Source organism: Amycolatopsis vastitatis (assembly GCF_002234595.1).
GTDB lineage: Bacteria > Actinomycetota > Actinomycetes > Mycobacteriales > Pseudonocardiaceae > Amycolatopsis > Amycolatopsis vastitatis.
Window position 1 is genome coordinate 1 of record NZ_NMUL01000019.1, and the last position, 26,496, is coordinate 26,496.

The following is a 26,496-nucleotide window of genomic DNA, read 5'->3' on the forward strand; positions in this document are numbered from 1 at the left end:
TGCCACCGCTGACGAAAATCAGGGGAAACGTACTCGGCGCAGCTACCGGCGAAACTCGGTAACGATCCGGATCGCTCAGCTGCAGCGGATAATGTAAATCAAAGACCGCTCGCCAGATTTCCCTGTGCGAGTAAAACAATGGGAGTCATACGATGCGCAACAAGATCGCGGCCTTGGTCGCGACGACCGGTTTCGTCGCCGGCGGGATACTCATGACCGCGACGTCGGCGTCGGCCACTGTGGACCCTCCCGGCGGCAGCTGGGACCACACGTGGACCACCACGGACGCCAACAAGGGTGGCACTGTCTACGTTGAAGAGAACGGCGACGTCGTGTCCGTCTGCGACACGGCGGCCGACGGACTCTCTGCCCGGGTCAAGATCTCCGTCGAGCAGACTCCGAACACCTGGTCCGAACGTTACACGCTCGTTGCTTCCGGTGGATTGGGATCTTGCGCCACGGCCAGGGCTTCTGATGGCGGCTCGCACAACCTCCCGGAAGGCTCGAGCATCGGCGTCACGGTCTACCTGGGTCCGGACTTTCAGCACGACAGCACCCACTCTTACCTCAACGATCACTAGGTTTCTTGCGTCCTGGCTTAGTGCTGAGCCTAAGCCTGTCGGACCAGGGGTGTAGTGCGGCCGAAGCCGAACTCGCTTCGGTGATCCTGTTCGGACGGCCCGGTCGTTGGATCCCGACCGGGCCGTCCGCGCTGGTGGCGCGAATGGCACTCAGTGCCACCCTGTCAGGAAGCGGGCCGCTCGCCGCCGTCGCCGAGTGCGGCGCGGACTTCGGCGAGGACTTGCTGCAGCGGAGTCGCCGTGGTCATCACGGCGACCACCGTGGCGACGTCGCCGGCCGCCGCTGCGGTCCGCGACCGGAAGGCGTCGACGACCAGAGCGAAAGCCTCGGCCGCGTCGGCCTTGATGTCACCCTTCCCGCCGCTGCGCAGCCAGCGGCGGAGCACGTGGTTGTTGGCCGCGGCGATCGCCGCGGCGATGACGGCCGCACGCAAGCTCGCCGCCTCGTCGCCCTGCCCCTCGAACCGCGCCTGCAGGTAACGCGCGAGTACGCGCTGATAACGGTCGACGGTCGCGACTTCCTTGTCCCGCAGGGCGGGCACGGCACGGGTCAAGGCGAAGCGCTCGAGCGACACCTCGAGGTCGTCGGCATAGGAGTCCAAGACCAGCCCGACCGCGGCACACGCCACCTCCACCGGCTCGCGCCCCGGGTCCGCGGTGGCGAACACCTCTTCCATCTCGGCCACGATTTCGTCGTGGTTGGCGAAGAGCACGTCGTCCTTGGTCTCGAAGTACCGGAAGAACGTGCGGCGGCCGACGCCGGCCGCGGCCGCGATCTCGTCCACCGTCGTGGCCTCGTAGCCGTTCGCCACGAACAGCTCCACGGCCGCGGCGGCGAGCGCGCGCCGCAGCCGCCGCCGGCCCGCAGGTGTCGCTCCGGCCCTGGTGGTGGGCACGCGGCGCGGTGCATCGGTCATGACGGGAAAGTAGCAGCCGGGTTGCTTAGTGGCACTCAGTGCCGCTAACCTGGCCTTCTCGCCCCCGAGCGGAAGGCGTCGACGATGTCGCTCGACCAGCAACTGCAGCCGACTGAGTCCTTCACGCCGCCGGTCTCGCCCCGCGACCGGGCCGACGCCGTGTACCGGCAGCTCTTCGGCTGGTCGGTGAAGTGGCGCGGAAGCCACCCGTTCCTGTCTCTCGAGAACGGGATCTGCGCCGCGACGCTTCCCAAGATGAGCGCCGCGCCGGTGCTGGCGCGGCTCGCCGCCATCGGTTGCCCTGGTCCGGCCGTGGTCACGCCGACACCACAGGGACAGCGGGTCGCGATCCTGGCGGAAACCGACGGCCTCATTCCTCCGCAATCGGCGCTCCCCCGGACCGTCGAAGTGCTCGCGTGGGGTGCCCTGCTCCCCCTGCCCCTCGATCCACGACGCGGCGCGCCGGGAACGGAGTGGCTTGTCGCGCCGGATCCCCAGCGGAGGTGGCTCCCGAGCCTGGACGCCGTGCTCGCCGGCATCCACCAGCAGTAACCGCCGGAGGCGCCCAGGCCGTGGTCGCCGGCTCGGGGCAACGCCGCGGTCAATCCAGGGCCTTCCGGTTCGCGTTGTTCACCCCAGAGTAGATCAACGCCGCAGATCACGCCCCTGGTCGACCGCGTGTTCCCGTTGGAGCAGGCGGCGCAAGCGCAACGCCACCTCGCCGAGGGCGGCCCGTTCGGCCGCGTCCTCCTGGCCCTCTAGCCGTTGCGGGTCATGACGTTCTTGTCGGCTGAAGTGCGAGCCGACGGCGGTCGGTTTCGCCTGTGGGGGCAGTGTCGTTACGTTTCGCTGGTCATGGGCGACTACCTACGCGGAGGTGGGGGAACCTGATCAACGGACCATCCGGCCACTGCCGGATGCTGGTGGCAATTCGCACCTGAGGGTCGAAGTTCCGGAGGCGATGCAGAGGATGGCAGTCGATCCGCCGCGGCCGCGGCTGGCCATGATGTCAGACCAGCCGGTCACCCGCGCGGCGCAGGATCAGTTGGGCTTCACGGCGTACGCCGGCGTGTTCACCGCGTTCTTCCTCGACAAGGCCGCTCCGACACCGATGACCGTGGCGATCAGCGGGCCGTGGGGTTCGGGCAAGACCTCGCTCGCCCGGCTGATCGACGACCGGCTGCAGGTGAAGGAAAACTGGCAGGGCCGGTGGTTCGAAGCCCCGCTGACCTGCTGGTTCAATGCCTGGCACCACGCCGACGCGGCCAATGTGGGAGTCGCCCTCGCTGCCCATGTGGCCCGGATCCTGGCACCCGAACGGCCGATTTGGTGGCGCCTGCTGCAGCCACTGCCCGCCGCCATGCTCGGCCCCACCCGCCGGTGGTGGCGGCGGATCTGGCAGGGCGTCGCCGGTGCCGCCTTGACCGCCGCGGTGCTGCTCGCGGTGGCCTGGCTGGTCCCGGCGCTCCGCGAGAAGCTCGGCCCGATCGGTGCGCTGCCCGGAGACGCCACCAACCCGGTGGTGCTGCTGGCCGGCGGTTCCACCCTGCTTGCGCTGGCCGTGCGGGCGTTCAAGGCGAGCGGCGCGCTCGGCGCCTACCTGGAGACGCCGCGGGAAGCCGCGGCCAAGGGCTCGATGGCCGAGGTGCGCGCGCACCTGCATGATCTGGTGCGCCAGGCGCTACGGCAGCGCCGCACCGGTAAATTGAACCGCCGGCTGGTGATCTTCATTGATGACCTGGAGCGTTGTCCCGAGGACAAGGCATTGGGTGTGTGCGAGGTCGTCAGCCAGCTCCTCGACCACGACGGCGTGATCGTGGTCATGATCTCCGACCTGGCCCCCATCGCCGCCGCGGCGGCCGCCCGGTACCAGGACACGGACCTGCCGGCGGCCGTCCTCGGCCAGCGCTACCTCGACAAGCTGATCAACATGCGCTTCAACCTCCCGCCCCTGAGCCCCGAATCGGTCCAGCGTCTGTTTGACAACCCTCCGCCCGGAGGTGCGCTGTGAATTCGATCGACGCAGTGGTGACGGCCCTGAAAACAATCGACAGGGAACCCGTGTGGCGGGCAGCCTTCGAGCGGGCGTTCACCACGGCACTCGTATCCGGGATCGCGCTCGCGATATCCTCCGCGCTCGGCCTCGATGCGACTTGGAGTGCGTGGTTCACGCCCGTTGTTGCCGTGCTGATCAATGTGTTGTACCGCCTCACAATCCGTGTTGCGGCGGAGTCGACCTCGTCGTACACCATCGGATGGGCCTTCCGCACACTACTCTACGTCGGGGCACCCTCGGTCGCCTTCAACCTGGTCTGGAAGTTGACCGGCCCCGGCACGGTCGGACAGGCATTGAGTGTCGGCATCGCGGCGGGAGGACTGGCTTTTCTGTCCGAATTCATCCTCGTCGGGCTTCGTGAAGCCGGCAACGTCCACGCCCGCGAAATGTTGTCCCAAACGGCGGCCGACGCGGTACTGACGGAAACCGAACCGGCCACGGACACCGAAGTGTCCTCCGTGGACTTCGATGCCCGGCTCGACTACCGATACCGGCGAGCGCGGGAGGAGGTCGAGGTGGAGATGCGGCAATATCTGCTGAGCCTGCCCACCAATCCGCGCACGGCGAAACGGATGGTCAACCACTTGTCCTTGGCCATGGCCATCGCCGAACAGCGTGGACTTTTCCAAAACACGGACATCACCCGACAGCACTTGGGAAAATGGGTCCAGTTTTCCGAGCAGTGGCCGGCTCTCGGCGCGGTACTGACGGCGCATCCGGAGTGCATGGTCCACTTGGAAAACGCGCCGACACAGGACGAGGTGCAGGTCATTCTCGACAAATGGGCGCCCGGGACCATCGCCTCGGACGACATGGTCCGGCAAATACGCAGTGACGTCCGGCTGAGCGAGGTGCTGGACCGGCTGGTCCGTTACGACGCCGGTCAGGCGACCAGCGGGTAGCGGGAGCCAAAAGGCGCCGCCGTATCTTGCCCCCTGGGCGCGACCGAATCGGTCAGGAACGACGACGATCAGCGACTGCGAGCAGATACGTGTAACCGGCCGGCGTCTCACCGGGTGTCGGCCGGTTCGGCATTCGCCCGTAGGCGCGTGCCGGTCCGGCGATCGTCGTGTGCTCGCGCTCGATCCAACCGCACGCGCGCAGGAGCGACGGCAGATCCTCCGGCACGAATCGCGCGCCGACGTCGACCGGGCCGAGCCGGTACGGCCGGGTGTCCAATCCTGAGCCGAGCTCGACGAGTTGACCGACCCCGGCCGCCGACGCCGCGGTGACCGCATCGTCGAACCAGCGGGTGCGCAACGGAAGCAGGACATCCTTGCGTCCGTCACGGCAGTCCAGAATGCGCTTGCCTCGGCGACATCATCGGAAGTCACCTCGAGAACTCTAACGGGTGTCACACATTGCCGTGCCATTTACCGGCGACGCCGGATTGCCGAGTCGTCCCCGAGCGCCCGATCCGCTCAGCCTCGGTGCCAGTCGCGGAAGGCGTCCAGCAGGTCCGTGCGCACGGCGGGCGACAGCGGCTCCGGCGGAAGCTCCCCCAGCTCCGCGATGGTGGTGCGGAATTGCTCCAGGTAGCGTTCGCAGCCTTCGCACAGGGCCAGGTGCTCGATGAACCGTTCTTCGGCCGCGGGGTCGAGCGCGCCGTCGAGGAACGCCGTGACCAGCTCGACGAACTCGTCGCAGTTCATCCCGCCGCCCCCAGGTACCCGGCCAGCCGCTCGCGGACGACCGCGCGGGCGCGGTGCAGCAGCACCCGCTGGTTGGCCGCGGAGATCTGCAGGATTTCGCAGACCTCCTCGGCCGTGTGGTCGCCGACGTCGCGCAGGCTGATAACGGCCCGCTGCCGGGCAGGCAACTCGTCCAGCACGCCGGTGATCACCTCGCGGATTTCCAGTGCCAGTGCGGTTCTCTCCGGCGACGCCCACGGCTCGGGGGCTTCCCGCCAGTGGCCAGGGTAAGCGCCGCCGGGTCCCTGGAACCGGCTGGGGTCCACCGTCGGGCCGTGGTCCTCGTCGCCGGGCAGCAGGCTGGTCCACGGGACGCTGCGCTTTTCGTGTGCGCCGCGTTTCTTGGCCGTGTTGACCAGGATGCGGTACACCCAGGTCTTGAACGACGACCTTCCTTCGAAGGCGGCCAGTCCTTTCACGACCGCGAGCCAGGTGTCCTGCACGACCTCCTCGGCCGTGGCGTGCGTCGAGACGAAGGACCGGGCCAGCCGCAGCATCGACGACGACCAGGCGTCAAGCACCTTCGCGAACGCCGCGCCGTCACCGGCGCGCAGGGCCGCGACCAGCTCGTCGTCCGGAGGCAGTTTCGTCACCGCCCGAGCGTAGCCGCGGCGGCTGCGGAAAAGGGTGACGGTCACCTTACGGCCACCGGGTCCGGCGCCCGCAGCAACGCCAGCGCACCGGCCGGGAACAGCAGCACCGACAGCAAACCGGCGCAGACGAGTGCGGCCGCGGTCACCGGGGTCATCAGGCCGGTCAGGACCCCGATCTGGGTCGCGGTGACCAGGAACGGCAGCGACGTCGCCTGCAGAAGGCCGGCCGCGATCGCCCTTCGCGTCCCGAACTCACGCGCGAACAGCAACGCTGGAAGGCCACGCGCGAGCAGCAGCGCCGCCAGGAACAGCGGGACGCGAGCGAGCGCGCCCACGTCGGCGAGCAGGCCGGAGAGGTCGAGCCGCAAGCCGCTGGTGACGAAGAAGACCGGGACCAGGAAGCCGTACCCGATCGCGTCCAGCTTGACGCGGAACCGGGGGTGCGACGCCGAGTCGCGGTCGAGCAGGCCGACGACCGCGCCCGCGAGGAACGCGCCGAGGATGCTCTCGAGCCCGAACGCCTCGGCCAGGGCGACGAACGCGACCAGCAGCACCACGGCCGCGCGGACGCGGATCTCGGCCGTGGTGTCCTGCAACCGGGTCAGTGTGGCGCCGAGCCGCCGCGACCGGCCGGCCAGCGCGACCACGACCGCGGTGACCACGACCAGACCCACGAACGCGGCGAGCAGCACCAGCCGCGCACCGGTGCTGCCGCCGGACGCCGAGAACAGCAGCGACACCAGCAGCACGGCGGCGAAATCGGCCACCGAGCAGGCGGCGATGACCGCCTGCCCGAGGCCACCCTCGGCCTGTCCGGCGTCCTTGAGCACCGGCACCACCAGGCCGAGCGACGTCGCCGACAGCGCCACCGCGACCAGCAGCGGGCTGTGCACCCATCCGGCGGTGGCGAACCCCGCCCCCGCGGCGAGCCCGAGCGCCAGGGTCAGGACGTACCCCAGCAACGCCACCCGCAGCGCCCGCCCGCGCAGCCGGTGGACGTCGATCTCGAGCCCGGCCAGGAAGAGCAGGAACGCCAGCCCGAGCAGGGCGACGATCTGCACCGGCAGGTCCGGCTCGATCCAGCCCAGCCCGGACGGCCCGAGCGCGATGCCGGCGACGATCTCCAGCACCACGGCCGGCACCCGCAACTTCGGCACGAGGCCCAGCAGCAGCGGCGCGGCGAGAGCGATCGCCGCCACGGCGAACAGGTTGACGAAGCCGACGCCGGGCATGGCTCAGCGGTATTCGGGGTTGGCGAAGTCGAACCGGCAGCCGGCGTCCCATTCGCTGCGCTGGTTGCCGTGCACCGGGATCCCGCCCGCATCCTTCAGCATCCTCGCGAGGTGCATCAGGTTCCACGTCATGAACGTGGTGTTGCGGTTGGTGAAGTCGTTCTCCGGGCCGCCCGACCCCGGGTCCAGGTAGGACGGTCCCGGGCCGGCTTCGCCGATCCAGCCCGCGTCCGCCTGGGGCGGAATGGTGTAGCCGAGGTGCTGGAGACTGTAGAGGACATTCATGGCGCAGTGCTTGACGCCGTCTTCGTTGCCGGTGATGAGACAGCCGCCGACCCGGCCGTAGTAGGCGTACTGGCCGGCGTCGTTGAGCAGGTGCGAGCAGGCGTAGAGCCGTTCGATGACCAGCTTGGTGACGGAACTGTTGTCCCCCAGCCAGATCGGCCCCGCGACCACCAGGATGTCCGCCGCCATGACGCGTTCGTAAAGCGACGGCCATTCGTCGCTCGCCCAGCCGTGCTCGGTCATGTCGGGCCAGACGCCGGTGGCGATGTCGTGGTCGATCGCGCGCACCACGTCGACCTCGACGCCGTTCTTCTCCATGATGCGGCGGCTGAGGTCGATCAGGCCTTCGGTGTTGCTGCGCTCGGGCGAGCGCTTGAGCGTGCAATTCACGAACAGCGCGCGCAGGTCGTCGTAGCTCGGCATGGGTCAGGCTCCTTCGGGCTGGTGGATGAACCCCGCCGGTCAGTGCCCGCAACCCGCCCCGGCGTTACACGAAGGCCGGTAACCACGCGACCAGAACCGGTCAGGAACGCACGCGAATGACGGTCTTGCCCTTGCGCCGCTCGGTCGGGTTGAGCGCGGGAACGGCGTCGTCGAGGGTCACGACGGTTCCGATGTGCGTGCGAAGACGCCCGTCCCGCACCCGGTCGACGATCTCCACCAGCTGGCTCGGGACGGACTCGACGACGAAGTCGATCGCGAGGCCGTCGACCGGGCGCGTCTCGACCGGCCCGACCACCGACACCAGCGTCCCGCCCGGCCGGATGATGCTCGCCGAGCGCCGTTGGACGTCACCGCCGATGACATCGAAGACCAGGTCGACCCCGCCGATGTCGCCGAGATCGTCGTGGTCGAGGTCGAGGAACTCGTTCGCGCCGAAGTCGAGCGCCGCCTGACGGTCCGCCGCCCGCCCGGTACCGATGACGTGGGCGCCGAACTCCCGGGCGAGCTGCGTCACCACGGAGCCGACCGCGCCGGCGGCACCATGCGCGAGGACGCTCTGCCCCGCCCGCAGGCGGCCGTGCTGGAACAGGCCCTGCCACGCGGTCAGGCCGGAGATCGGCAGGCTCGCACCCACTGTGAAGTCCACGTTCCCCGGCAGCGGCGCGAGGTTGCGTGCCTCCACGGCCGCGTACTCGGCCAGGGTTCCGTCGCGGTGCCAGTCGGTGATCCCGAACACCCGCTGTCCCAGCGAGAGACCCGTCGTGCCGTAGCCGAGGGAGGAGACCACTCCGGCGAACTCGTGGCCGATGATCGCCGGGGCTCGATCGTGACCGGAGCGATCGGCCCACGTCGAGGGCCACTCCCACTCCGCGGGGACGAAGCCCGACGCATGGACCTCGACGACGACGTCGTTGATCGCCGGCGTCGGCTCAGGCCGCTCTGCGAGGGTGATCCCGGCTGCTTCCGCGGCCTGATCCGTCGCGACTATCGCTTTCATGGGGCGCCTCCGTACCGTCGACATTTTGGGCTTGCCAGCCCACTAATGGCAGTCAACACCACGCCAATATGGGCTGTCAAGCCCACTCTGCGCTAGGGTGTGCGGCATGGAAGCCACGTCGGAAGCGCCCGCGCCGCAGAAGCTCACGAGCAAGGGGCAGGCGACCCGAGCCCGCATCCTCGAGCACGCCGCGGAGCTGATCTACACCCACGGCGTCCACGCGACGAACAACGAGCAGCTCCGTCGCGCCGCAGGCATCAGCGGCTCACAGCTCAACCACTACTTCCCGACCAAGGAGAGCCTGGTCCTCGCGGTCATCGAGTGGCAGGCCGAGCGCGTCCTCACCTTCCACCGCAGTGAGCGGTTCACCCACTTCGACAGCCTCGGCTCGCTTCGGGACTGGGCGGACCACTACATCGCCTACGAGCGCTCCCACCAGGCAGGCTGCAGCCTCGGCTCGCTCGCCGCCGAGATCATCAAGACCGACCTGGACGTTCGCACCGAACTCGCGAACGCGTTCCAGCAGTGGAGAAACATCTTCCGGGACGGACTCGAACGGATGCAGCGGCTCGGCCGTCTCAGCGCCGAGGCGGATCCCACCCGGCTGGCCCATCTCCTGCTCTCCGCCTTCCAGGGCGGCATGCTCCTCGCCCAGGTCGCCGGCGACATCGCCCCGCTGAAAGACGCCCTGCAGGCAGCCATCGACCACGTACGGACATTCGCGGTGTCCGGCGAAGCCGGAGGGCTGGTGCCAGGCCGGGCCGGCTGACGCCGATCATGGAAACGAGCACGGCTCCCCCGCGACGCTGCGGGAAAGCCGTGCTCGCGGCTGGTGGCGCTCAGCGTGTCCCGGACTCTCGTCAACCCCAGGGCGACGCGATGAGCCAGCTGGTGTCCTGGGCCCACGACGCGGTGGCGTCCCAGGAGTTGCTGCCGCCGTTGCCGGCTACGTAGCCGGTGTAGTTGTAGTGGCGGATGTACTTGGCCGGGTAGTTGAACGACGGGAACGAGTAACCGGTGCCGCTGTTCCCCGGCTGCGGGCAGAAGGTGGCGTCCGCGGCGAACTGGGTGGTCCCGCCCTGCGGATCGAGGTGGAGCTGGAACGCGTAATGCCTGAGGTAGCTGCCCGCCACGTCGGCCGACTCGAAGGAGATGCAGGTGCTGTCGGCCAGGCCGGGCCGGACGATCCAGGTGGCGGCCGCCTTGTCGGCCGGCGAACTGCCCGTGGTCACCGGCGCGATCACGACCTTGTCGTCACTCGTGTCGTGCCGCAGGTATTCGTTGGTACAGCAGGAAGTGGTGGCCTGCAGCGAGACCTTCGCACCCGGGGTGAAGGGGGTGCCGGTGGTGTAGCCGGCTGCCGCGATGTTGGCCTGGACCGCTGCGTCGGTGGCGTCGGAGGGGTAGCCCTTGACCATGACGCCTTCGTAGAAGGTGCCCGCGCTGGCGTTCCGGTTGGTCTGGCAGCAGTCGCCGCCGCTGCCGAGGATGATCGCGCCCTGCTTGTGCATCGGGTTGTAGCCGCTGGGCAGCGCGCCGCCGTAGAACTTGGTCAAGCTCCCGGACTGGGCGTTGGCACCCTGCAGTGCCATCTGAGTGGTGCCGTTGTTCTTCAGCATCGCGGTGACGAAGTGGCTCGTTTGGGCGACCTGGCTGGGGTTCCACGCCTTGCTGCCGCCGGAGAACAGGCCGTTCTCGAGATCCGCCTGCACCCACGGCCCGGTTCCGCCGCACCCGCCGAACCAGCATTCCGTGCCGAAGTTGATCGCGTCCATCGCGCCGTTGCCGTCGGCACGATGGTCGGTTTCGGTGTTGCCGTAGTCGAAGCAGCAGCCGTTGTTGACGTGCGTCCCGCTGGTGACCATGTACTCGCCTTCCGGCGAGCTGCCGATCGGCACCCCGGAGCCGCCGGCGAAGTAGCTGTTGCCGGGATTGATGTACAGCGCGTACGCCTTGTGGCCCGCGACGGTCACCGCCTCGGTGGTCGCGACAGCTGCGGCGTCCGCGCCGCCGGTGCCCCCGGGTCCCTGGTAGACCAGCGTGTTTCCGCTGCTGCCGGTCTGGTCGTAGACGCGGGTGATGGTGCAGCCGGTGCCGGCGCAGAACGTGTCCTGCGCCGCGGCGTCGGCGACACCTCCGGCCGACAGCACCCCGATGTCCCGCACGGCACTGTCCGAAGTGCGCTGCACCTGGTAGAGCGGTCCGTTGTAGGAGGCGAACAACGCGCGGGTGGTGCTGTGCGCCGCGACGCACGGCGTGCCGCCCGCGGCGTAGATGTCGCAGGGTCCTTGCGCGGCGGCCTGCGATGTACCCCCCAAGGCGACCAGAGCGGGCAAAGCGAGCGCCACCACGGCCGAGGAAACAGTCATTCCGCGGCGCAGTCGGCGAAACACGGGCAGCGCAGACACCATGAACCCCCTTGTTCATCGATGGCCAATGTTAGCGCTAACAGTTCAAGGGGCGAGAGACTTCCGCTCGGCGTTCGGATTGGTCACCACTATCGGCGAACACCGGCGGCGCGTCAAGACACCAGTCGGGCCCGGTGGCGAACGCGAAGTGTTATGTCCCTTTTGGACGTTCCTCACTCCGCCGACGTGCCCTGCGCACCACGAACACGACGGCGATCAGCAGCACCAGCGCGCCGGCTGCCGAGAACCACCACACCGGCCCGGAGCTCGACACGGTCGCGGCCGGCGATACTTTGCCGTCACGCCGGATTGCGCCGGAATCGCCCGCCAGGGCGACGTCGTTGCCGTCGCCACCGTGGTAGGTGAGCCGCAACGCACCGACGGCCGCTCCCTCGGGCAGTCCGTCGAAGGTCCCGTTGACCCCGTCGGCTCCCTGGTTGTCGATGATCACGCCGGGGCCCCGCGCCGGGTCCGGTGCGAAGGTGCCCGCGAGCGTCACCGCGCCGGTGACGCTCATCCGGGTGCTGGTCAAGCGGGCGCCGGGGCGCTGGGTGTAGGAGCCGCGCACGGTCATGCCGGTGGCCTCGACCGTCCCGGCGTTGTCCAGCGCACCCTCCACCGTCCCGCCGGCCCGCAACGTGCCGGTGGGCCGCACCGCGAGCTGCCGCGCCTGGACGGATCCGGCCAGCGCGAGCGTTCCCTCCTGGACGGTCCAGACGCTCTTCGGAGTGGTGTGCTTGCCGGTCAAGGTGAATGTTCCGGCCCCGGTCTTGGTGACGCCGTCAGAGGCGTTCAGGGCGCCGCCGAACGTCGTCGCGGCCGTGGATCGGACGGTCAGCGTACGTCCGGCCGCCACCGTGGCGCCCTCGGCGCCGGAGAGGTTGGCGACCGTCCCGTCGCCGGCCCGGGTCAGGTCCAGCGTCGCCCCGGCTGCCGGCAGGTCGACCGCGGTGCTCGCGGCCAGGGAGCCGCCGTCGACCACGAGTGTGCCCGCCTTCACCGTGGTCCTCCCCGTGTAGGCGAGCTCCCCGGTCAGGGTGGTGGTGGCCGGGCCGGCCTGGGTCACCGAGCCCTTGCCGCCGATCCGGCCCAGTGCGGCACCCCGGGTCGCGTTCTGCACGATCAGCTCGCCGTCGTCGACGATCTTGCCGGTCGGCAGCAGCGCACTGTCGCCCTCCGGGCTGCCGTCCCCCAACCGCAGCGACGCGCCGTCACCGATCGTCGTGTCACCGTCGTAGTTCTGCGGCGCGGTGAAGGTGACCGCATTGCCGCGAGTCGCCGCGACGACGACGTCGCCGCGGCCGACGTCCGCCATCGTGTCGTGGTACCGGCCACCGGAGATGGGCGCGTCGAGGGTGACCGGGCCGTTGTAGTCGAACGTCAGCAGACTGCGAGTGCCGTTCTGTTCCGCGTGCATGTCGATGTAGACGGTTTTTTCGTTGCCCGGCAGGAAGAACCGGTTGTTCGTGCCGTCGCCCCACGTGACCGTGGCGCCCTCGATGTTGATGCCGCGTTTGTTGTCGCTGTGCGGCACCGTGGCGAAGTTCCGGGACGGGGCGCTCAGCGCGGGATCGGTGTCCGACCCGTTGTCCGACCAGCTGTACACGCCCGACATCCGCACCACTCCGGAACCCCAGGTGTGGAAGTTGATGTCGTTGCCGTAGAACTGCGAGTAGATGTCGGCGGCGTCGGTGGCCACTTCGCCGTCCGGTGCATTGTGGATGAACGACCCCTGGTTGACCACCTTGCGCACGTGCGGCATCGCCGTGAGGTAGTGCAGGCTGCCGAAGTCCGCACCGGTGCCGACGTACAGCGTGCCCGAGAACGGGTGCGTACCCGGCAGCTCGATGCCGGGCCAGGTGCTCCGCCGTTGCTTGACGAGCCCGGACCCGCTGATCACGCCCAGCGTCACCGCCCGGTGCACGGCGAGATCCAGGGTCCCGTCGATCTGGTGGTTGAGCGTGTTCAGCGAAACCTCGGGCGCTGGACGAAATGCCCGATTACGCCGTCTCCGCCCGATCCGCTCCCGTACTGGAGAGTCGCACCGCGTTGCACGATCACGGCGGGCGGGTCGGGGTTTTCGATCGTGGTCACCGGGTGGTTGCCGCCCACCGTGACGACCTTCTGCCGGCGGCGCTCGGCCGGCAAGGTGAAGTCACTGTCCTTCACCAGCACCAGGGTGCCCGTTCCCCCGACGGTGAAGACGCCTTCACCGCTGATCACTCCCGTGTAGGTGGTGACGCCGCCGGTGAGCCGCACGACCGTGTCCCCGCTCAGCGTCACGTCCCGGTTCGCGAGAACGTCGGCGGTGACATCTCTGCCCCCGGACTGCGCGAACGCACCCGGCGAACCCAGGACCGCGAGGAGGATCGCGGTCACCACCACCGAAAACCAGCAACCGCCACGCTGAACGCGCACGCCCGACCTCAAGATGTTAGCGATAACATTTTCGCGCTCAGTGTTCGTGGCGGCCATGGTCCTGTCAACCCCGTGAATGTGCGCCGAACGAGTCGCGCACGGCCGGGGCAGCGGCCGTGCGCGGCGAGCTTGTCGAACAGGGCCCGTACTCCGGTTCGCTGCCGGGCAAGGCGGCGCTTACCAGGACACCGTCCCGCTGTCGTCGAACAGGCCGCCGGTCGGTCCGTCGTCCGGCAGCGTGGCGAGCCGGACGGCGATCTCGGCGCCGTCGGCGGGCGTGCTGGTTCCGCGGAAGCCGTTGAGATCGGTCGCGACGTAGCCGGGGCACGCGCTGTTGATCTTGAAGGCGGTGCCGGCCAGCTCTTTGGCGTACTGGACGGTGACCGCGTTGAGGAACGTCTTCGACGGCGCGTAGGTCCCGCTGATCCCGCCGAGCTCGACGCCCGGGGTCGTCTGCAGGGTCAGGGACGCGACGTGGCTGGACTGGTTGACGATCCGCGGGCGTTCGGAGCGGCGCAGCAGCGGCAGCATCGTGTTGGTCACCCGGACGACGCCGATCACGTTGGTCTCCACCACGGCCCGCAGGCTCTCCGGCGTGACGGCCGACGGCGCCTCGGGCCAGGCCCCGGCGATACCGGCGTTGTTGACCAGCACGTCGAGCCGTCCGGCCCGGTCCTCGATCAGGGCAGCGGCGGCGGTGACGCTCGCGTCGTCGGTCACGTCGAGCGGCACCCCGAACGCGTCGACGCCGGCCGCGCGCAGCTTGGCCACGGCCTCCTCGCGGCGCTGTTCGTCCCGCGCACCGATTCCGACGCTCCAGCCCAGCGCGCCCAGCCCGGCCGCGATCTCGTACCCGATTCCCTTGTTCGCCCCGGTGACCAGCGCGATCGTCTGTTCGTTCATGCCCTCGATCGTGGCGGGGAACCGGCGGCGAACCAACACTGCCTGGGTCACACATCGATACCCGAACGACATGGATCGGCCGGGTAGCCTGACCGGGTGGAAACGCGGGAGCTGCGGTACTTCGTCGCCGTCGCCGAGGAGCTGCACTTCGGCCGGGCCGCCGAGCGGCTGGGCATCGCCCAGCCGCCGCTGTCGCGGACGATCGCCCGGCTCGAGCGACGGCTCGGCGTCGCGCTGCTGGAACGCACCAGCCGCAAGGTCTCGCTCACCGAAGCCGGGGCGGTGCTGCTGACCGAAGGCCGGGCGATCCTCGGTGCGCTGGCCACCGCCGAGCGGCTCACCCAGCGGGCCGCCACGAACCGGCCCTCGCTCGTCCTGGCCACGAAGGCCGGTGCCGCCCGCGGACTGTTGACGAAGCTGCTCGACGCGTACGCCGCCGAGCCGGGCGCGGCCGCCGTCGACCTGCTGCTCTGCGAATCCCAGCCCCAGAAGACACTGCACGACGGCCGGGCCGACGTGGCACTGCTGCACCTGCCCTTCGACTCGACGGCCGGACTCGACGCCGAAGTCCTGCACACCGAGGGACAGGTCGCGATCGTGCCCAGCTCGCATCCGCTCGCCGTCCGGTCCCACGTCCGGCTGGCGGAGGTCGGCTCGCTGCCGGACCTCCCCCTGGCCCGCTGGCCCGGCCCCGGCGGCCGCTACCCCGAAGGCCCCGGCGCGGAAGTCCGCAACCTGACCCAGCTCTTCCAGCTGATCGCGCTCGGCCGCACCACCGTGGTCATGCCCGAATCCAGCCGCGCGAACCTGCAGGAAGGCCTGGCCGCCGTGCCCGTCCTGGACGCACCGTCGGTGACGACGGTCATCGCCTGGCCGCCACACAGCCGCTCCCGGGCACTCGCCGACCTGGTCCGCGTGGCCACCCGCCTCTGAGCCATGTGTCGCGACCTCGGATGCGGCCCTTCCCAGGACCTCCGATGTCCGTTCGGGTCACGCTGCCGCCGGGCGCCGGCGAGAGGACGTCGAGCAGACTGGGCCACCCCGGCCGGTCAGGCGTCGGCGCCCGTCGTTCACGCCGGAGTTCGTCCCGGACCCGTGCGCGCTCGGGCGCGGTAACGGCCCGGTGCGTCGCCGTGGGTACGGCTGAAAGCCCGGCTGAACGCGGGAACCGAGGTATAGCCGACCGCGGTGGCCACGGCGTCGACGGAGTCGTCGGTGTCGCGCAGCCGGACCGCGGCGAGGTCCATCCGCCACTGCGTCAGGTAGGCGCCCGGGCTCTGCCCGATGGCCGCCGGGAACTTGCGGGCGAGCGTCGCGCGGGACACCGCGATCGCCGACGCCAGGCTGGTCGCCGTCCACGGCCGGGCCGGCTCACGGTGGATCCGTTCGAGTGCCTCGCGCACCACCGGGTCGGCGAGCATGCCCAGCCACGTCCCGCGCTGCTCGGCGGGCCGGGTGGCCAGCCAGGCCCGCAGGACCTGGATCAGCAGGACGTCGGCGAGGCTGTTCAACACGGCCGCCGTCGCCGGCTGCGGGTGGGCCAGTTCGCGGCCGAGCAGCCGCACCGCGTCGTCGAAGCACGCCGCGCCGACGTCGGCACCGACGTGGACCAGCCGCGGCAGCGCGGCGAGCACCTGGGTGCGCACCGCCGGGTCGTGGTCGTAGTGGATGGTGACCAGGCGGGTCCGCGCGGGCGCCGTCCCGAGCGTGATCACCTCTCCGGACTCGCGGGCACGAGCGGCGGCCGCCGCGTCGCAGGACCGCGCCGTGACACCGGGCTCGCTGCCGAGGCTGTGCCCGGTCCCGGCTTCCAGCAGCACGACGTCGCCGGTGGTGAGCTCACGCGGCTCGGCACCGTCCACGATCAGCCACGCGCTGCCGGAGGTGATGGCGTGCATCGCCGCGCCGGGGTAGTCGTCCAGGCGCATCCCCCACTTGCCGCCGGCCTCGATCCGGGTACCGACAGTGCCTCGGACACCGGAAACCGCGAGCACGTCACCGAGAAGGTCCACGACCATCACCCTACTCAGCACGCTCACTGGGTGAGTCAGACGGATAAGTATCTGACACGCTCAGGCATCGTATGCCGCTCGCCCCGCCCATACGTTGGCCGCACAGCCCAATTGCGAAAAGAGGGAACGATGCACCTGCGCGGAGCCACCGCACTCGTCACCGGAGCCAACCGGGACCTCGGCCGGCACTTCGCCGAGGAACTGCTGCGGCGGGGCGCGGCCAAGGTCTACGCCGCGGCACGCCGTCCGGAACTGGTCGACCTTCCCGGCGTCGAGGCACTGCCGCTGGACGTCACCGACCCGGCGTCCGTCGAAGCGGCCGCGGCCGTGGCCGGCGACGCCACCCTGCTGATCAACAACGCCGGGGTCTCCCACGGGGTCAACCTCGTCGACGGCGACCTGGCCAAGATCCGGGCGACCCTCGACGTCCACTTGTACGGCACGTTGGCCATGATCCGGGCGTTCGCCCCCGTGCTGGGCGCCAACGGCGGCGGCGCGATCCTCAACGTCCTGTCGAACCTGTCGTGGCTCAGCTACGACGGCAACAACGCCTACGCGGTCGCCAAAGCCGCCGAGTGGAGCCTGACCAACGGCGTCCGGCTCGAGCTCGCCGGCCAGGGCACGCTGGTCAGCGGTCTCGTCTTCGGCCCCACCGCAACCGAAACCATGCGGGCGCACGCCGGCGACGCGGTGATGAACGACCCGGCCGACATCGTCCGGGCCGCCCTCGACGGCATCGAAACCGGCACGGTCGAAATCATCGCCGACCGGTTCGGCGCCGACGCGAAAGCCGCGCTCTCCGGAGAACCCCGGGGATTCGTCCTGGAGACCCTGTCGCGCACCTGAGGGTGTTGAGCGCGTCACTATCTTGGATCGATCGGTCCATCAATCCTGGACCGATCGATCCATGATGGTTTACGGTCAGGCTCATGGAGCTCATCGACGGGACGCCCAACCGGCTTCCACCTCGGACGCGCGGCCGTGCCACGAAAGCGTTCTGGTCGGTGGCCGCGGTGTACGCACTGGCCATGCTGGGCGGGACGCTGCCGGTCCCGCTGTACGCGTTCTGGTCGGCCGGCATGGGCTTCGGCCCGTTCACCACGACGCTGATCTTCGCCGTCTACGCCGTGGGCGTGGTGATCTCGTTGCTGCTGTTCGCCGGCCTGTCCGATCGGTCCGGACGACGGCCCCTCGCCCTCGCCGCCCTGACCGTGGTCGCCCTCAGCACCGTCACCTTCCTGCTGGCCGGCAATGTCGTGGTCCTCCTGGTGGCCCGGATTCTCAGCGGCTTGGCCACCGGTGTCGTCACGGCGACCGCGACCGCATGGCTGGCCGAGCTGGCCGGACCGGGAAACGCGCGTCGCGCCACGATCACCGCCACCGCGGTCAACCTCGGCGGGCTCGGCCTCGGCCCGCTCGCCGCGGGTCTGCTCGCCCAGTTCGCGCCCGCCCCGGCCCACCTGGTCTTCTGGCTCTACCTGAGCGCTCTGGTCCCGGCGTTCATCGCCGTGGCCGTCGCTCCCGAGACCGTCGCCGACCGGCAGCCGGCGCGGGTGGCCGTGCGGCGTCCGACCGTCCCCGCCGAGTCCGCCGGCCGGAGGGAGTTCGCCACCGCCGCGGCCGGCGTGTTCGCCGCCTTCGCCGTCAACGCCCTCTTCGCTTCGCTGGTACCGAGCTTCCTGCACGACACGCTGCGGGTGTCCGGACAGGCGGTGGTCGGCGGAGTGGTCTCCCTGCTGTTCCTGGCCGCCCTGACCGCCCAGCTGTCCGCTCCCCGTCGCTGGCTCGAGTCCCGTTGGTTCGCCGTCAGCGCGCTGGTCGCCGGTGTCGGGCTGCTCGTCGCCGGGCTCTGGCTGCGCTCGCTGGCCGTCTTCGTGGCGGGCACGGTCCTGGCCGGCGCCGGCAGCGGGCTGACCTTCCGCCGCGGGCTGGGCGTGACCGCCGAACTGGCCGATCCGCAGCGCCGGGCCGACCTCAACGCCACGTACTTCCTCGCCGCCTACGCCGGCAACGTCGTCCCGGCCCTCGTGATCGGCGGCCTGGACCAGGCCTTCGACGCGAACGTCGCGACGTCCATCCTCGCCGCCGCGCTGATCGGCATCATCTTCGTCCCCGCCGTGCACCACAGGAAGGAACTCTCATGCTGACGACCGAGCACACCACACCCGTCGGTCCCGGTACCGCGAACGGCACCCCCGGCCTGCCCGCCGGTTTCGACGAGGTGTTCACCAGCCGGTGGATCACGGTCGGCGAGCTGAGGCTGCACGCGGTCGTCGGCGGCGACGGCCCGCCACTGCTCCTGATCCCCGGCTGGCCGCAGACGTGGTACGCGTGGCGGCTGCTGATGCCCGCGCTCGCTCGCGACTTCACCGTCGTCGCCGCCGATCCACGCGGAACCGGTCTCTCGGGCAAACCCGGCGACGGCTACGACACCGCCACCCTGGCCGCCGACCTGACCGGGCTGATGGAAGCGCTGGGCCACGAACGGTTCGCCGTGGCCGGGCACGACGTGGGGATGTGGATCGGGTACGCCATGGCCGCCGACCACCCCGGCCGGGTGGAGCGGCTGGTGCTCGCCGAAGCCCTGATTCCCGGCCTCAGCCCCTCTCCGCCGATCTTCGCGCCCCGCGACGTCGTCGAGCGCCTCTGGCACTTCACGTTCAACCAGCTCGACGACCTCAACGAACAGCTCGTCGCCGGCCGCGAGGACGTCTTCCTCCGCTGGCAGTTCACCCACAAGTCCGCCCGGCCGCTGGCCGAACCCGCGATCGAGCACTACGTCGACTCGATCCGCCGTGATCCCCGGGCGCTGCACGCCAGCTTCGGCTGCTACCGCGCGATCGGCGACACCGTCGCGCAGAACGCCGAGCGCGTGAAGAACCGTCTCGATCTGCCGATCCTCGCCATCGCCGGCGAACGCTCGACCGGTCCGCTGGTCGAGCAGACGATGATCCCGGCCGCCACGGACGTCCGCGGCGTCGTGCTGCCCGGCTGCGGCCACTATCCTGCCGAGGAAGCACCCGAGGCGATGCTCGCCGCCCTGAGTGAGTTTCTCGCCCCCTGGGCGGACGGCGGAAGGAGCGAGCGTGTCCGGGCGCAAGCAGTTCGACGTCGATGAAGCCCTCGACCGGGCGATGCGCGTGTTCTGGGAGCTCGGCTACGCCGAGACCTCGCTCGACACCCTCGGCCGGGCCACCGGGCTGGGCCGCGGCTCCCTGTACGGCGCTTTCGGGGCCAAGGACGACCTGTTCCGCCGGTCGCTCGAACGGTATGCCGCGCTCTACGAGCACCGCTACGAAGCGACCGTGGACGCCCACGCCGGTGACCCCGTCGCCGCCGTCGGCGCCTACCTCGACGTGGTGCTCGACCGGATCGCCGACCCCGAGGTGCCGGCCGGGTGTCTCGTCGTGCAGTCGGCCACGCAGCTGCCCACCCTTTCGCCGGAGTCACGGAAAGCGGTCAACCGGGCCGTGACCGCGCAGCGCGGACGAGTCCGCCGGGCACTGGACGCGGCATCCGCCGACCACGAACCGGCCGAACTCGACAGCCTGGCGCTGCTCGTGGTCGGCGTCCAGCACGCCATCGTCGTCCTCAGCCGCACCGGCGCCCCGGCGGCCGACCTGCGCTCCCTCGCCGCGGCGGGGGTACAGGCGGTCGCCGACCGGCTGGCCGTCACGACGCCGAAGTCGACCGAGACCTCGCGGTCGTCGCGGCGGACCTGAGCTGGAGGTCGATGACGACCTTGCCCCGCACGTGCCGGCCGGCCTGGAGCTCGGCCGCGCGGCGGATCTGCTCGATCGGGAAGCTCGCCGCGATCGGCACCCGCAGCCGGCCCGTCGCGACCAGGCGGGCGATCTCTTCCAGGGCACCGGCAGCAGCGTTCGCTCCGTTGGCCCCCGTCACGCCGTCGACCTGCGCGGCGATGCTGCAGATGCGGCTGTCCGGGACGCCGAGTTCCCTTGCGACGTGCACTGTCTCCACCCCGTACAGGTCCATGGCAGCGGTGACGCCGCCGGGAGCGAGGGCTCGGACCCGGTCGGCCAGGCCGTCGCCGTAGGCGACCGGCTCGGCTCCCAGATCACGCAGGTGATCGGCCGAGGCCGCCGACCCCGTCCCGATCACGCGCGCTCCGGCGATCCGGGCCAGCTGGACGGCGAACACCCCGACCCCGCCCGCCGCGCCGCCGATCAGCACCGTGTCCCCCGGGCCGGGGCCCACCGCGGCGAGGGCGGCGGACGCCGTGCGACCCGCGACCGTGAGGGTGGCGGCCGTGCGGTCGTCGACGCCGTCGGGCGTGTGGTGGACCTCGTTCGCCGCGGTCTCCCCCGCGGCGTCGACCACCACGAAGCCGGCGACCGCGCGGGACAGGGCACCCCCGAACACCCGGTCGCCCGGCGCGAAGCCGGTCACCCCGGCACCGACCTGGTCGACCACTCCCGCGTAGTCGGTCCCGAACCCCGCCGGGAGGCTCAAGCCGAACCGGGCGGCGGTGTCCGCGTCGGCGGTCATGATCCAGTCCATCGGGTTCAGTCCGGCCGCGGTGACCCGCACCCGGACCTGGCCCGGGCCGGCCTGGGGTGCCGGAATCTCCCGGACGTCCAGGGCGTCCGGGCCGCCGAACGCCTCGAGCCGGACGGCCCTGCTCCTCAGTTCCTGCATGGACGCGTGTCTCCTTGCCGCATCGAAACGGACTATGCTCCGCTTACCTGATGACCCTAACACAACCGGAGCGTGTTCCGCTTTGACCGAGACAGAGAGGCGCCCGCCGCGGGCGGACGCGGCCCGCAACCGCGACCAGCTGCTCGCGGTGGCGACCCGCGTGTTCGGCTCGGCCGACGACGAGCCGTCGATGCGCGCGATCGCCCGCGAAGCCGGGGTCGGCATCGCCACGCTCTACCGGCACTTCCCGACCCGCGAGTCACTGGTCGACGCGGTCTACCGGGACCAGGTCGTGCGGCTGACCACCGGAGCCCGCGAACTGCTCGGCCGGCTCGCCCCGGCCGCGGCGATGCGGCGCTGGATGGACTTGTTCGGGGACTGGATCGCGACCAAGAACGGCATGCTCGACACGCTGCTCGCGATGATCGAGTCCGGCGAGATCGCCCACGCGCAGACCCGGACCGAGCTGCTGGCCGCCATCAGCACGATCCTCGACGCCGGCCGGGCGGCGGGCGACCTCCGCTCCGACGTGACCGCCGAAGACATCGCCGCCGCCCTCATCGGCATCTTCACCGTCGCCCCCCGGCCCGAGCACGAAGCCAAGGCCGGTCGCCTGCTGAACCTCCTGATGGACGGCCTCCGGCCCACACCGTCGAGCTGTCAGTAGACCGAACGAAGCAGTTCGGTGACCTCCGCTTCCGACGGCAGGCGCGGAGCGTTCTCGGTGACGGCGTCGGCGACCGCGTCCGCCGCTATCCCCGGGACGTCCTCGCGGGTGACGCCGAGTTCGCGCAACGGCCGCTTGATCTCGATCGCGTCCGAGATCTCCCGGACCGCCTCGATCGCCGCGCCGGGCCAAGGCGGTGTGACGTGCAGCGCGCGAGCCGTCGCCTCGTACGCCTCCGTCGCGGCCGCCGCGCTGAACACCATGACCTCCTCCAGCACCGCGGCCAGGGCGACACCGTGCGGTGTGCCTGTGTGCGCGGTCAGCGCGTGGCCGATGCCGTGGACCAGGCCGAGACCGGACAACGTGAGGGCGTGCCCGGCCAGGTGCGCGCCGAGCATCAGCCCGGACCGCGCCTCCAGGTCGTCGCCGTCGCGGTAGGCGACCGGCAGCCACCGTCCGACCAGGCCGGCCGCCTGTGCGGCGTAGGCCGCCGAGAACGGTGTGGATCCCCGCGAGGCCAGCGATTCGATCCCGTGGACCAAGGCGTCCAGGCCGGTCGCGGCGGTGATCCGGGCGGGCAGCCCGAGGGTGAGCTCCGGGTCCAGCACGGCGATCCGCGGCTTGACCGAGGGATGTCCGATGTAGACCTTCCGGCGCGCGCAGACGTCTTCGGTGACGCCGAACCCGTTGGTTTCCGCACCGGTGCCTGCCGTCGTCGGGACGGCGATCAGCGGCAGCCCATCAGAGGCGTCCCACAACCGGTCCGCGTCCGCGGCAGCGGCGCCCGGGTTCCCGGCGAGCAGGGAGATGCCCTTCGCGGCGTCCAGTGCCGAGCCGCCGCCGAGGGCGAGCACGGTCGCGGTGCCGAACGCGCGCAGCCGTGCGGCGCCGCGGTCGAGTTCCGCCGTTGACGGGTTCGGGCCGATGTCCTCGTGAACCGCGTGCTCGATCCCCGCGACGGCCAGGATCTTCTCGACGCGCTCGACGATCCCCGTGGCCCGCAGCCCCCGGTCGGTGACCACGAAGACCCGGCTGTGGCCCAGGCTGTCGACGAAGCCGGGCAGCTCGGCGAGGACGCCGGGACCGTATTCGGTGCGGCCGGTCGGCTCGACGGACAGGCGCATGCTGGTCTCCCTCAGACGGCCGGGACGGTGGGCAGCGACAGCCGGAAGTCCTGGCCCGCCCACGTTTCGCAGAGGCGGACCGGGCTCATTTCCCCGGCGAGGTCGACGGCCAGGCCGAGGTCCTTGCACGCCAGCACCATCGCGAACGAGTCGTCGTAGTCGCCGTCCGCCAGCACGGACAGCACGTCGTTCTCGAGGAAGTTCGACGCCGCCGGGCCGGCGGGGCTGTCCACCCACCGGGCGCCCGGGTTGAGGTGGTCCAGCCCCGCCTCGGCGCGGACGTCGTGCACGGTGACGTCGTGGACGGCCAGGATCAGGTGCCGGGCCATCGGGCGGCCCATGTTGCCGAGGCCGATGAAACCGATCTTCATGTCACGTCTCCGGAAGGTTGAGCCAGGTGGTCTTGAGGGCGGTGTAGGCGTCGAGGGCGTGCAACGACTTGTCGCGGCCCGCACCCGTGGCCTTGAAGCCGCCGAACGGCGTGATCACGTCACTGGCGTCGAAGGTGTTGATCCACACCGTGCCGGCGCGCAGCCGCTTCGCGACCCGGTGGGCCGTCGTGACGTCACGGGTCCAAACCGACGCGACCAGGCCGAAGTCCGTGTCGTTGGCCAGCCGGATACCTTCCTCCGGCGAACCGTCGTAAGTCAGCACGGACAGCACCGGGCCGAAGACCTCTTCGCGCTCGATCGTCGTTCCGGGCCGGACATCGTCCACAATGGTCGGTTCCAGCGCCAGGCCGTCGTGGCCGCCGCCGAGGACGATCTTCCCGCCTTCGGCGCGGGCGGTGTCGAGGTAGCCCAGGACGCGGCCGAGCTGGACCTCGTCGACGAGCGGGCCGAACGCGGTCGCCGGGTCGAGCGGGTCGCCGGGCCGGAACGTCTCTCCGGTGGTCTTCACGAGTTCGGCGAGCAGATCGTCCTTCAGCGCGGCGGGCACGATCACCCGAGAGCCCGCGTTGCACGTCTGTCCGGCGTTGTAGAAGATTCCCCACGCCACCGCCGACGCCGCGGCGGACAGGTCCGCGTCCGGCAGGATCAGCTGCGGCGACTTGCCGCCGGCCTCGACCGCGACCTGCTTGCCGTTGGACTCCCCGGCGTAGACCTGGAACAGCCGGGCGACTTCGGCGGAGCCGGTGAAGGCGATCTTGTCCACGCCGGGATGCCGGCCGAGGGCCTGCCCGACGACTTCGCCGCGGCCGGGGACGACGTTGAGCACGCCGTCCGGCAGTCCGGCCTCGCTCGCCAGCCGGGCCAGCAGCAGCGCGGCCAGTGACGTCTGCTCGGCGGGCTTGAGCACCACCGAGTTGCCGGTGGCCAGTGCCGGGCCGAGCTTCCAGGACGCGATGAGCAGGGCGTAGTTCCACGGCACGACCGCGCCGACGACGCCGAGGGGCTCGCGCGTGATCCACGCCAGCGCGTCACCCGGCGTCGGCGCGAGCTCGTCGTAGGTCTTGTCGATCGTCTCGGCGTACCAGGCGATCGTCTCGGCGGTCTTGGCGACGTCGACGCGGTGGGCCTCGCTGATCGGCTTGCCCATTTCGAGGGTGTCGAGCAGGGCCAGCTCCGCGGCGCAGGCGGTGATCGCGTCGGCCCAGCGCAGCAGGATCCGCTTGCGCTCCCGCGGCGGCAGGTCTCGCCAGCGTCCGTCCTCGAAGGACTCGCGCGCCGCCCGCACGGCACGGTCGACGTCCTCGGCGCTGCCCGCCGGGATCTGCGCGAGCACGCGGCCGTCGCGGGGAGAAACACTCGGGAACGTTTCGTCCGAAGTGGACTCCACGTACCGGCCGCCGATGAACGGCCGGGTCTCGGGCGTCAGCCGCACCGCCGCCGCGAGCCAGTCCTGGTGGGTCAGATCCGCCACCGCTGCACCGCCTTTTCGTCGAGTTGGACGCCCAGGCCCGGGCGCCGCGGCACCTCGAGTTCGCCGTCCGTGTTGATCATCAGCGGCTCGGCCAGCATGAAGTCGCGGCGTTCGGGGGTCCACCCGGGCGGGTCCCAAGGGAATTCGAAGAACGGGCCGCCACCGACCCCGGCCGAGACGTGCAGGTTGGCCAGCACGCCGATGCCGTTGGTCCAGCTGTGCGGGGTGAACGCGCGGTGCTTGAGCTGGGCGAGCTCGGCCAGCGTCCGGGCGCGGTGCATGCCGACCGCCAGCACCACGTCCATCTGGTAGACGTCGAGCACGTCCTCTTCGAGGTAGCGCAGCAGCTCCGGCACGGAGTGGTGCATCTCCCCCGCCGCGATCCGCACGCCGGGGTTTTCCGCGCGGAGCGTTGTGAAGCCGTCTATGTCGTTATACGGCAATGGTTCTTCGACCCAGAACACGTCCAGCTCGGCCAGCCGGCGCACCAGCTTGCGGGTCTTCGCCAGGTCCGATGCGGGTGCGGTGTCGCCGGCCATCCGCCAGGACTGGTTGAGGTCGACCATGATGGCGAAGTCCGGGCCGAGGGCGTCACGGACCGCGGCCACGGTGGCGACGCCCTCGTTCACGCGATCGCGGTCGATCCGGATCTTCATCGCGCGAAACCCGGCTTCGCGGGCCCGCAGGGCCGTCTCCACGCGTTCGGCCGGCGGCTTCAGCTCGGCCGAAGAGGCATACGCGGGCAACGAGCGAGCGGAGTTGCCGAACAGCGTCGCCACCGGCAGGCCCGCGACCTGGCCGATGACGTCCCAGAGCGCGGCTTCGAGCGGCCAGTAGCGCCCGCCGTGGAAGTTGGCGGTCTCAATGGCCCTGACGTGCCGGAAGATATCCAGGGGGTCTTCGCCCAGGAACAGGTGCTCGACCGCCTCGAAGCCGGCCATGGTGTCGCCGGAGCCGATGCCGGTGATCCCGTCGTCGGTGTGCACCCGCACGATCGTGGCGTCGAAGTGCCGCCGCGGTTCCGGGTCCCAGGCGGCGGCGAGCGGCGGGTCCAGCTCCAGCCGCAGCCGGTCGAGGGTGATGGCGGTGATCTTCATCGGGCCACCGCCGGCTCGGTGCGGTCCAGCACTTCCCTCGGGGGCGTGTAGAAGGGGTTGGCCGCGCCGGCCCGGGCGGCGTCGAGGACGTCGGCGACGTGCGGCGTGCCCAGCACCGCGGCCGGGGGCAGGTCCCCGGCCTCGACGGCGTCGGCCACGCCCTGGGCGAGCCCGGCCTGCGCGGCGCCCCAGGTGGCCCGCTGGTGCAGGTCGGTCCCGGCCGCGGCCTTGGGCACGAACAACGTCGGCGGCTGCACCGGCACGGACGGGCGCAGCACGGTCACGAAGGGCACGTGACCCGCGCTCGGCGTCGCCGGCGCGGTCGCCCACGCCGTCTCCACCGGACCGCCCCGGCGGCCCAGCACGATGTTCGTGTGGGCGGCGTTGGCGCCCTCGCCGACGAAGGCCTCGCCGATGAGTGCGGTGGACGCGAAAGTCATGGGTGCTCCAGGTCGATGGGGGGTGCGGTGCGATCGACGGTAGGAGCGGGCGGAAACCGCGGGCAAGATCGGGCCGGACATTGCAACGCGGGTTGCGCTGGCGCCAACT

At 70.7% G+C, this 26,496-nt stretch carries 29 protein-coding genes; 11 read left to right on the forward strand and 18 right to left on the reverse strand.

The genetic code is table 11. The features are described from left to right. The first annotated feature begins 152 nt into the window (after positions 1-152). On the forward strand, positions 153-581 hold the full coding sequence (locus tag CF165_RS20290) for a hypothetical protein (protein WP_240521676.1): 429 nt from the start codon (positions 153-155) through the stop codon (positions 579-581). Between the two features lie 164 nt (positions 582-745). On the opposite strand, the gene CF165_RS20295 is transcribed toward CF165_RS20290, so the two are convergent. Continuing rightward, positions 746-1,498 (reverse strand): TetR family transcriptional regulator, encoded by a 753-nt coding sequence (locus CF165_RS20295; protein WP_093949111.1) that lies wholly within the window; start codon positions 1,496-1,498, stop codon positions 746-748. An 84-nt stretch (positions 1,499-1,582) separates the two neighbouring features. On the opposite strand from CF165_RS20295, the gene CF165_RS20300 reads away from it, so the two are divergent. From CF165_RS20300 to CF165_RS20310, 3 genes are all read left to right on the forward strand, one after another. Continuing rightward, positions 1,583-2,050 carry a glycogen operon protein GlgX gene (locus CF165_RS20300; protein ID WP_093949112.1) on the forward strand — a complete coding sequence of 156 codons (468 nt, stop codon included), beginning with the start codon at positions 1,583-1,585 and terminating at the stop codon, positions 2,048-2,050. Positions 2,051-2,468: 418 nt separating this feature from the next. After that, a complete protein-coding gene (locus tag CF165_RS20305) occupies positions 2,469-3,509 on the forward strand; it encodes a KAP family P-loop NTPase fold protein (protein WP_158226802.1) in 1,041 nt (346 codons plus the stop codon). Further along, positions 3,506-4,456, forward strand: coding sequence for a hypothetical protein (locus CF165_RS20310; protein WP_093949114.1), 951 nt, complete (start codon positions 3,506-3,508; stop codon positions 4,454-4,456). The genes CF165_RS20305 and CF165_RS20310 overlap by 4 nt, the downstream gene beginning before the upstream one ends. A gap of 52 nt (positions 4,457-4,508) precedes the next feature. Here CF165_RS20310 and CF165_RS20315 read toward each other — a convergent pair whose 3' ends face one another. The 6 genes from CF165_RS20315 to CF165_RS20340 form a co-directional block, all read right to left on the reverse strand. Continuing rightward, positions 4,509-4,814, reverse strand: a complete 306-nt coding sequence (locus tag CF165_RS20315; protein WP_240521677.1) for a class I SAM-dependent methyltransferase — start codon at positions 4,812-4,814, stop codon at positions 4,509-4,511. A 161-nt stretch (positions 4,815-4,975) separates the two neighbouring features. Then, complete coding sequence (locus CF165_RS20320) at positions 4,976-5,206, reverse strand: anti-sigma factor family protein (RefSeq protein WP_093949116.1); 231 nt, start codon at positions 5,204-5,206, stop codon at positions 4,976-4,978. Beyond that, positions 5,203-5,838 (reverse strand): RNA polymerase sigma factor, encoded by a 636-nt coding sequence (locus CF165_RS20325; RefSeq protein ID WP_240521678.1) that lies wholly within the window; start codon positions 5,836-5,838, stop codon positions 5,203-5,205. The genes CF165_RS20320 and CF165_RS20325 overlap by 4 nt, the downstream gene beginning before the upstream one ends. 41 nt (positions 5,839-5,879) lie before the next feature. Beyond that, entirely contained in the window at positions 5,880-7,070 is a 1,191-nt protein-coding gene (locus CF165_RS20330; RefSeq protein ID WP_093949118.1) for a cation:proton antiporter, read from the reverse strand. A gap of 3 nt (positions 7,071-7,073) precedes the next feature. Beyond that, positions 7,074-7,778: a flavodoxin family protein gene (locus CF165_RS20335; RefSeq protein ID WP_093949119.1), complete on the reverse strand. Its 705-nt coding sequence runs from the start codon at positions 7,776-7,778 to the stop codon at positions 7,074-7,076. A gap of 100 nt (positions 7,779-7,878) precedes the next feature. Further along, positions 7,879-8,796, reverse strand: coding sequence for an NADP-dependent oxidoreductase (locus tag CF165_RS20340; protein ID WP_093949120.1), 918 nt, complete (start codon positions 8,794-8,796; stop codon positions 7,879-7,881). Between the two features lie 106 nt (positions 8,797-8,902). Here CF165_RS20340 and CF165_RS20345 point away from each other — a divergent pair, with 106 nt between their 5' ends. Further along, a complete protein-coding gene (locus tag CF165_RS20345) occupies positions 8,903-9,565 on the forward strand; it encodes a TetR/AcrR family transcriptional regulator (RefSeq protein WP_093949121.1) in 663 nt (220 codons plus the stop codon). A 91-nt stretch (positions 9,566-9,656) separates the two neighbouring features. Here CF165_RS20345 and CF165_RS20350 read toward each other — a convergent pair whose 3' ends face one another. The 4 genes from CF165_RS20350 to CF165_RS20360 all read right to left on the reverse strand — a co-directional run bounded on the left by CF165_RS20350 (position 9,657) and on the right by CF165_RS20360 (position 14,525). Continuing rightward, on the reverse strand, positions 9,657-11,165 hold the full coding sequence (locus CF165_RS20350; RefSeq protein ID WP_093949122.1) for an alpha-L-arabinofuranosidase B: 1,509 nt from the start codon (positions 11,163-11,165) through the stop codon (positions 9,657-9,659). 190 nt (positions 11,166-11,355) lie between these two features. Continuing rightward, positions 11,356-13,128: an autotransporter-associated beta strand repeat-containing protein gene (locus CF165_RS20355; RefSeq protein ID WP_240521679.1), complete on the reverse strand. Its 1,773-nt coding sequence runs from the start codon at positions 13,126-13,128 to the stop codon at positions 11,356-11,358. Between the two features lie 41 nt (positions 13,129-13,169). Next, positions 13,170-13,679, reverse strand: a complete 510-nt coding sequence (locus tag CF165_RS52700) for a hypothetical protein (RefSeq protein ID WP_240521680.1) — start codon at positions 13,677-13,679, stop codon at positions 13,170-13,172. 120 nt (positions 13,680-13,799) lie between these two features. After that, positions 13,800-14,525 (reverse strand): SDR family oxidoreductase, encoded by a 726-nt coding sequence (locus CF165_RS20360; protein WP_093949123.1) that lies wholly within the window; start codon positions 14,523-14,525, stop codon positions 13,800-13,802. A gap of 96 nt (positions 14,526-14,621) precedes the next feature. Between CF165_RS20360 and CF165_RS20365 the strand changes: the two genes are divergently transcribed. Next, positions 14,622-15,458 (forward strand): LysR family transcriptional regulator, encoded by an 837-nt coding sequence (locus CF165_RS20365; RefSeq protein WP_093949124.1) that lies wholly within the window; start codon positions 14,622-14,624, stop codon positions 15,456-15,458. Positions 15,459-15,595: 137 nt separating this feature from the next. Here the strand turns inward: CF165_RS20365 and CF165_RS20370 are convergent, their stop codons facing one another. Then, positions 15,596-16,537 carry an AraC family transcriptional regulator gene (locus CF165_RS20370; RefSeq protein ID WP_093949146.1) on the reverse strand — a complete coding sequence of 314 codons (942 nt, stop codon included), beginning with the start codon at positions 16,535-16,537 and terminating at the stop codon, positions 15,596-15,598. 129 nt (positions 16,538-16,666) lie between these two features. On the opposite strand from CF165_RS20370, the gene CF165_RS20375 reads away from it, so the two are divergent. The 4 genes from CF165_RS20375 to CF165_RS20390 all read left to right on the forward strand — a co-directional run bounded on the left by CF165_RS20375 (position 16,667) and on the right by CF165_RS20390 (position 20,259). After that, positions 16,667-17,383, forward strand: a complete 717-nt coding sequence (locus CF165_RS20375) for an SDR family oxidoreductase (RefSeq protein WP_093949125.1) — start codon at positions 16,667-16,669, stop codon at positions 17,381-17,383. 83 nt (positions 17,384-17,466) lie between these two features. Further along, entirely contained in the window at positions 17,467-18,684 is a 1,218-nt protein-coding gene (locus CF165_RS20380; RefSeq protein ID WP_093949126.1) for an MFS transporter, read from the forward strand. Then, entirely contained in the window at positions 18,678-19,655 is a 978-nt protein-coding gene (locus CF165_RS20385; protein ID WP_093949127.1) for an alpha/beta fold hydrolase, read from the forward strand. The genes CF165_RS20380 and CF165_RS20385 overlap by 7 nt, the downstream gene beginning before the upstream one ends. Then, on the forward strand, positions 19,624-20,259 hold the full coding sequence (locus CF165_RS20390; protein ID WP_093949128.1) for a TetR/AcrR family transcriptional regulator: 636 nt from the start codon (positions 19,624-19,626) through the stop codon (positions 20,257-20,259). The genes CF165_RS20385 and CF165_RS20390 overlap by 32 nt, the downstream gene beginning before the upstream one ends. Here CF165_RS20390 and CF165_RS20395 read toward each other — a convergent pair. Then, a complete protein-coding gene (locus CF165_RS20395; protein WP_093949129.1) occupies positions 20,210-21,196 on the reverse strand; it encodes an NADP-dependent oxidoreductase in 987 nt (328 codons plus the stop codon). The two genes, CF165_RS20390 and CF165_RS20395, sit on opposite strands and share 50 nt — an antisense overlap. An 82-nt stretch (positions 21,197-21,278) precedes the next feature. Here CF165_RS20395 and CF165_RS20400 point away from each other — a divergent pair, with 82 nt between their 5' ends. After that, positions 21,279-21,863: a TetR/AcrR family transcriptional regulator gene (locus tag CF165_RS20400; protein WP_093949130.1), complete on the forward strand. Its 585-nt coding sequence runs from the start codon at positions 21,279-21,281 to the stop codon at positions 21,861-21,863. Here the strand turns inward: CF165_RS20400 and CF165_RS20405 are convergent. From CF165_RS20405 to CF165_RS20425, 5 genes are read right to left on the reverse strand one after another with little or no spacing between them, the layout of a single operon-like run. Then, the gene (locus tag CF165_RS20405; RefSeq protein WP_093949131.1) at positions 21,857-22,987 is read right to left on the reverse strand and encodes an iron-containing alcohol dehydrogenase family protein; all 1,131 of its coding nucleotides are present in this window, start codon (positions 22,985-22,987) and stop codon (positions 21,857-21,859) included. The genes CF165_RS20400 and CF165_RS20405 overlap by 7 nt on opposite strands. 11 nt (positions 22,988-22,998) lie before the next feature. Further along, positions 22,999-23,358, reverse strand: coding sequence for an NAD(P)-binding domain-containing protein (locus CF165_RS20410; RefSeq protein ID WP_093949132.1), 360 nt, complete (start codon positions 23,356-23,358; stop codon positions 22,999-23,001). Between the two features lies 1 nt (position 23,359). Continuing rightward, entirely contained in the window at positions 23,360-24,850 is a 1,491-nt protein-coding gene (locus CF165_RS20415; protein ID WP_093949133.1) for an aldehyde dehydrogenase family protein, read from the reverse strand. Continuing rightward, positions 24,838-25,947, reverse strand: coding sequence for a mandelate racemase/muconate lactonizing enzyme family protein (locus CF165_RS20420; protein WP_093949134.1), 1,110 nt, complete (start codon positions 25,945-25,947; stop codon positions 24,838-24,840). Before CF165_RS20420 ends, CF165_RS20415 begins: the two co-directional genes overlap by 13 nt. After that, positions 25,944-26,387: a formaldehyde-activating enzyme gene (locus CF165_RS20425; RefSeq protein WP_093949135.1), complete on the reverse strand. Its 444-nt coding sequence runs from the start codon at positions 26,385-26,387 to the stop codon at positions 25,944-25,946. The genes CF165_RS20420 and CF165_RS20425 overlap by 4 nt, the downstream gene beginning before the upstream one ends. Between the last annotated feature and the right edge of the window lie 109 nt (positions 26,388-26,496).

Coding starts and splice junctions, on each gene's coding strand:
- CF165_RS20290 (WP_240521676.1), top strand. CDS start 153: ATGCGCAACAAGATCGCGGCCTTGGTCGCGACGACCGGTTTCGTCGCC.
- CF165_RS20295 (WP_093949111.1), bottom strand. CDS start 1,498: ATGACCGATGCACCGCGCCGCGTGCCCACCACCAGGGCCGGAGCGACA.
- CF165_RS20300 (WP_093949112.1), top strand. CDS start 1,583: ATGTCGCTCGACCAGCAACTGCAGCCGACTGAGTCCTTCACGCCGCCG.
- CF165_RS20305 (WP_158226802.1), top strand. CDS start 2,469: ATGGCAGTCGATCCGCCGCGGCCGCGGCTGGCCATGATGTCAGACCAG.
- CF165_RS20320 (WP_093949116.1), bottom strand. CDS start 5,206: ATGAACTGCGACGAGTTCGTCGAGCTGGTCACGGCGTTCCTCGACGGC.
- CF165_RS20330 (WP_093949118.1), bottom strand. CDS start 7,070: ATGCCCGGCGTCGGCTTCGTCAACCTGTTCGCCGTGGCGGCGATCGCT.
- CF165_RS20335 (WP_093949119.1), bottom strand. CDS start 7,778: ATGCCGAGCTACGACGACCTGCGCGCGCTGTTCGTGAATTGCACGCTC.
- CF165_RS20340 (WP_093949120.1), bottom strand. CDS start 8,796: ATGAAAGCGATAGTCGCGACGGATCAGGCCGCGGAAGCAGCCGGGATC.
- CF165_RS20345 (WP_093949121.1), top strand. CDS start 8,903: ATGGAAGCCACGTCGGAAGCGCCCGCGCCGCAGAAGCTCACGAGCAAG.
- CF165_RS20350 (WP_093949122.1), bottom strand. CDS start 11,165: ATGACTGTTTCCTCGGCCGTGGTGGCGCTCGCTTTGCCCGCTCTGGTC.
- CF165_RS52700 (WP_240521680.1), bottom strand. CDS start 13,679: ATGGCCGCCACGAACACTGAGCGCGAAAATGTTATCGCTAACATCTTG.
- CF165_RS20360 (WP_093949123.1), bottom strand. CDS start 14,525: ATGAACGAACAGACGATCGCGCTGGTCACCGGGGCGAACAAGGGAATC.
- CF165_RS20375 (WP_093949125.1), top strand. CDS start 16,667: ATGCACCTGCGCGGAGCCACCGCACTCGTCACCGGAGCCAACCGGGAC.
- CF165_RS20380 (WP_093949126.1), top strand. CDS start 17,467: ATGGAGCTCATCGACGGGACGCCCAACCGGCTTCCACCTCGGACGCGC.
- CF165_RS20385 (WP_093949127.1), top strand. CDS start 18,678: ATGCTGACGACCGAGCACACCACACCCGTCGGTCCCGGTACCGCGAAC.
- CF165_RS20395 (WP_093949129.1), bottom strand. CDS start 21,196: ATGCAGGAACTGAGGAGCAGGGCCGTCCGGCTCGAGGCGTTCGGCGGC.
- CF165_RS20405 (WP_093949131.1), bottom strand. CDS start 22,987: ATGCGCCTGTCCGTCGAGCCGACCGGCCGCACCGAATACGGTCCCGGC.
- CF165_RS20410 (WP_093949132.1), bottom strand. CDS start 23,358: ATGAAGATCGGTTTCATCGGCCTCGGCAACATGGGCCGCCCGATGGCC.
- CF165_RS20420 (WP_093949134.1), bottom strand. CDS start 25,947: ATGAAGATCACCGCCATCACCCTCGACCGGCTGCGGCTGGAGCTGGAC.
- CF165_RS20425 (WP_093949135.1), bottom strand. CDS start 26,387: ATGACTTTCGCGTCCACCGCACTCATCGGCGAGGCCTTCGTCGGCGAG.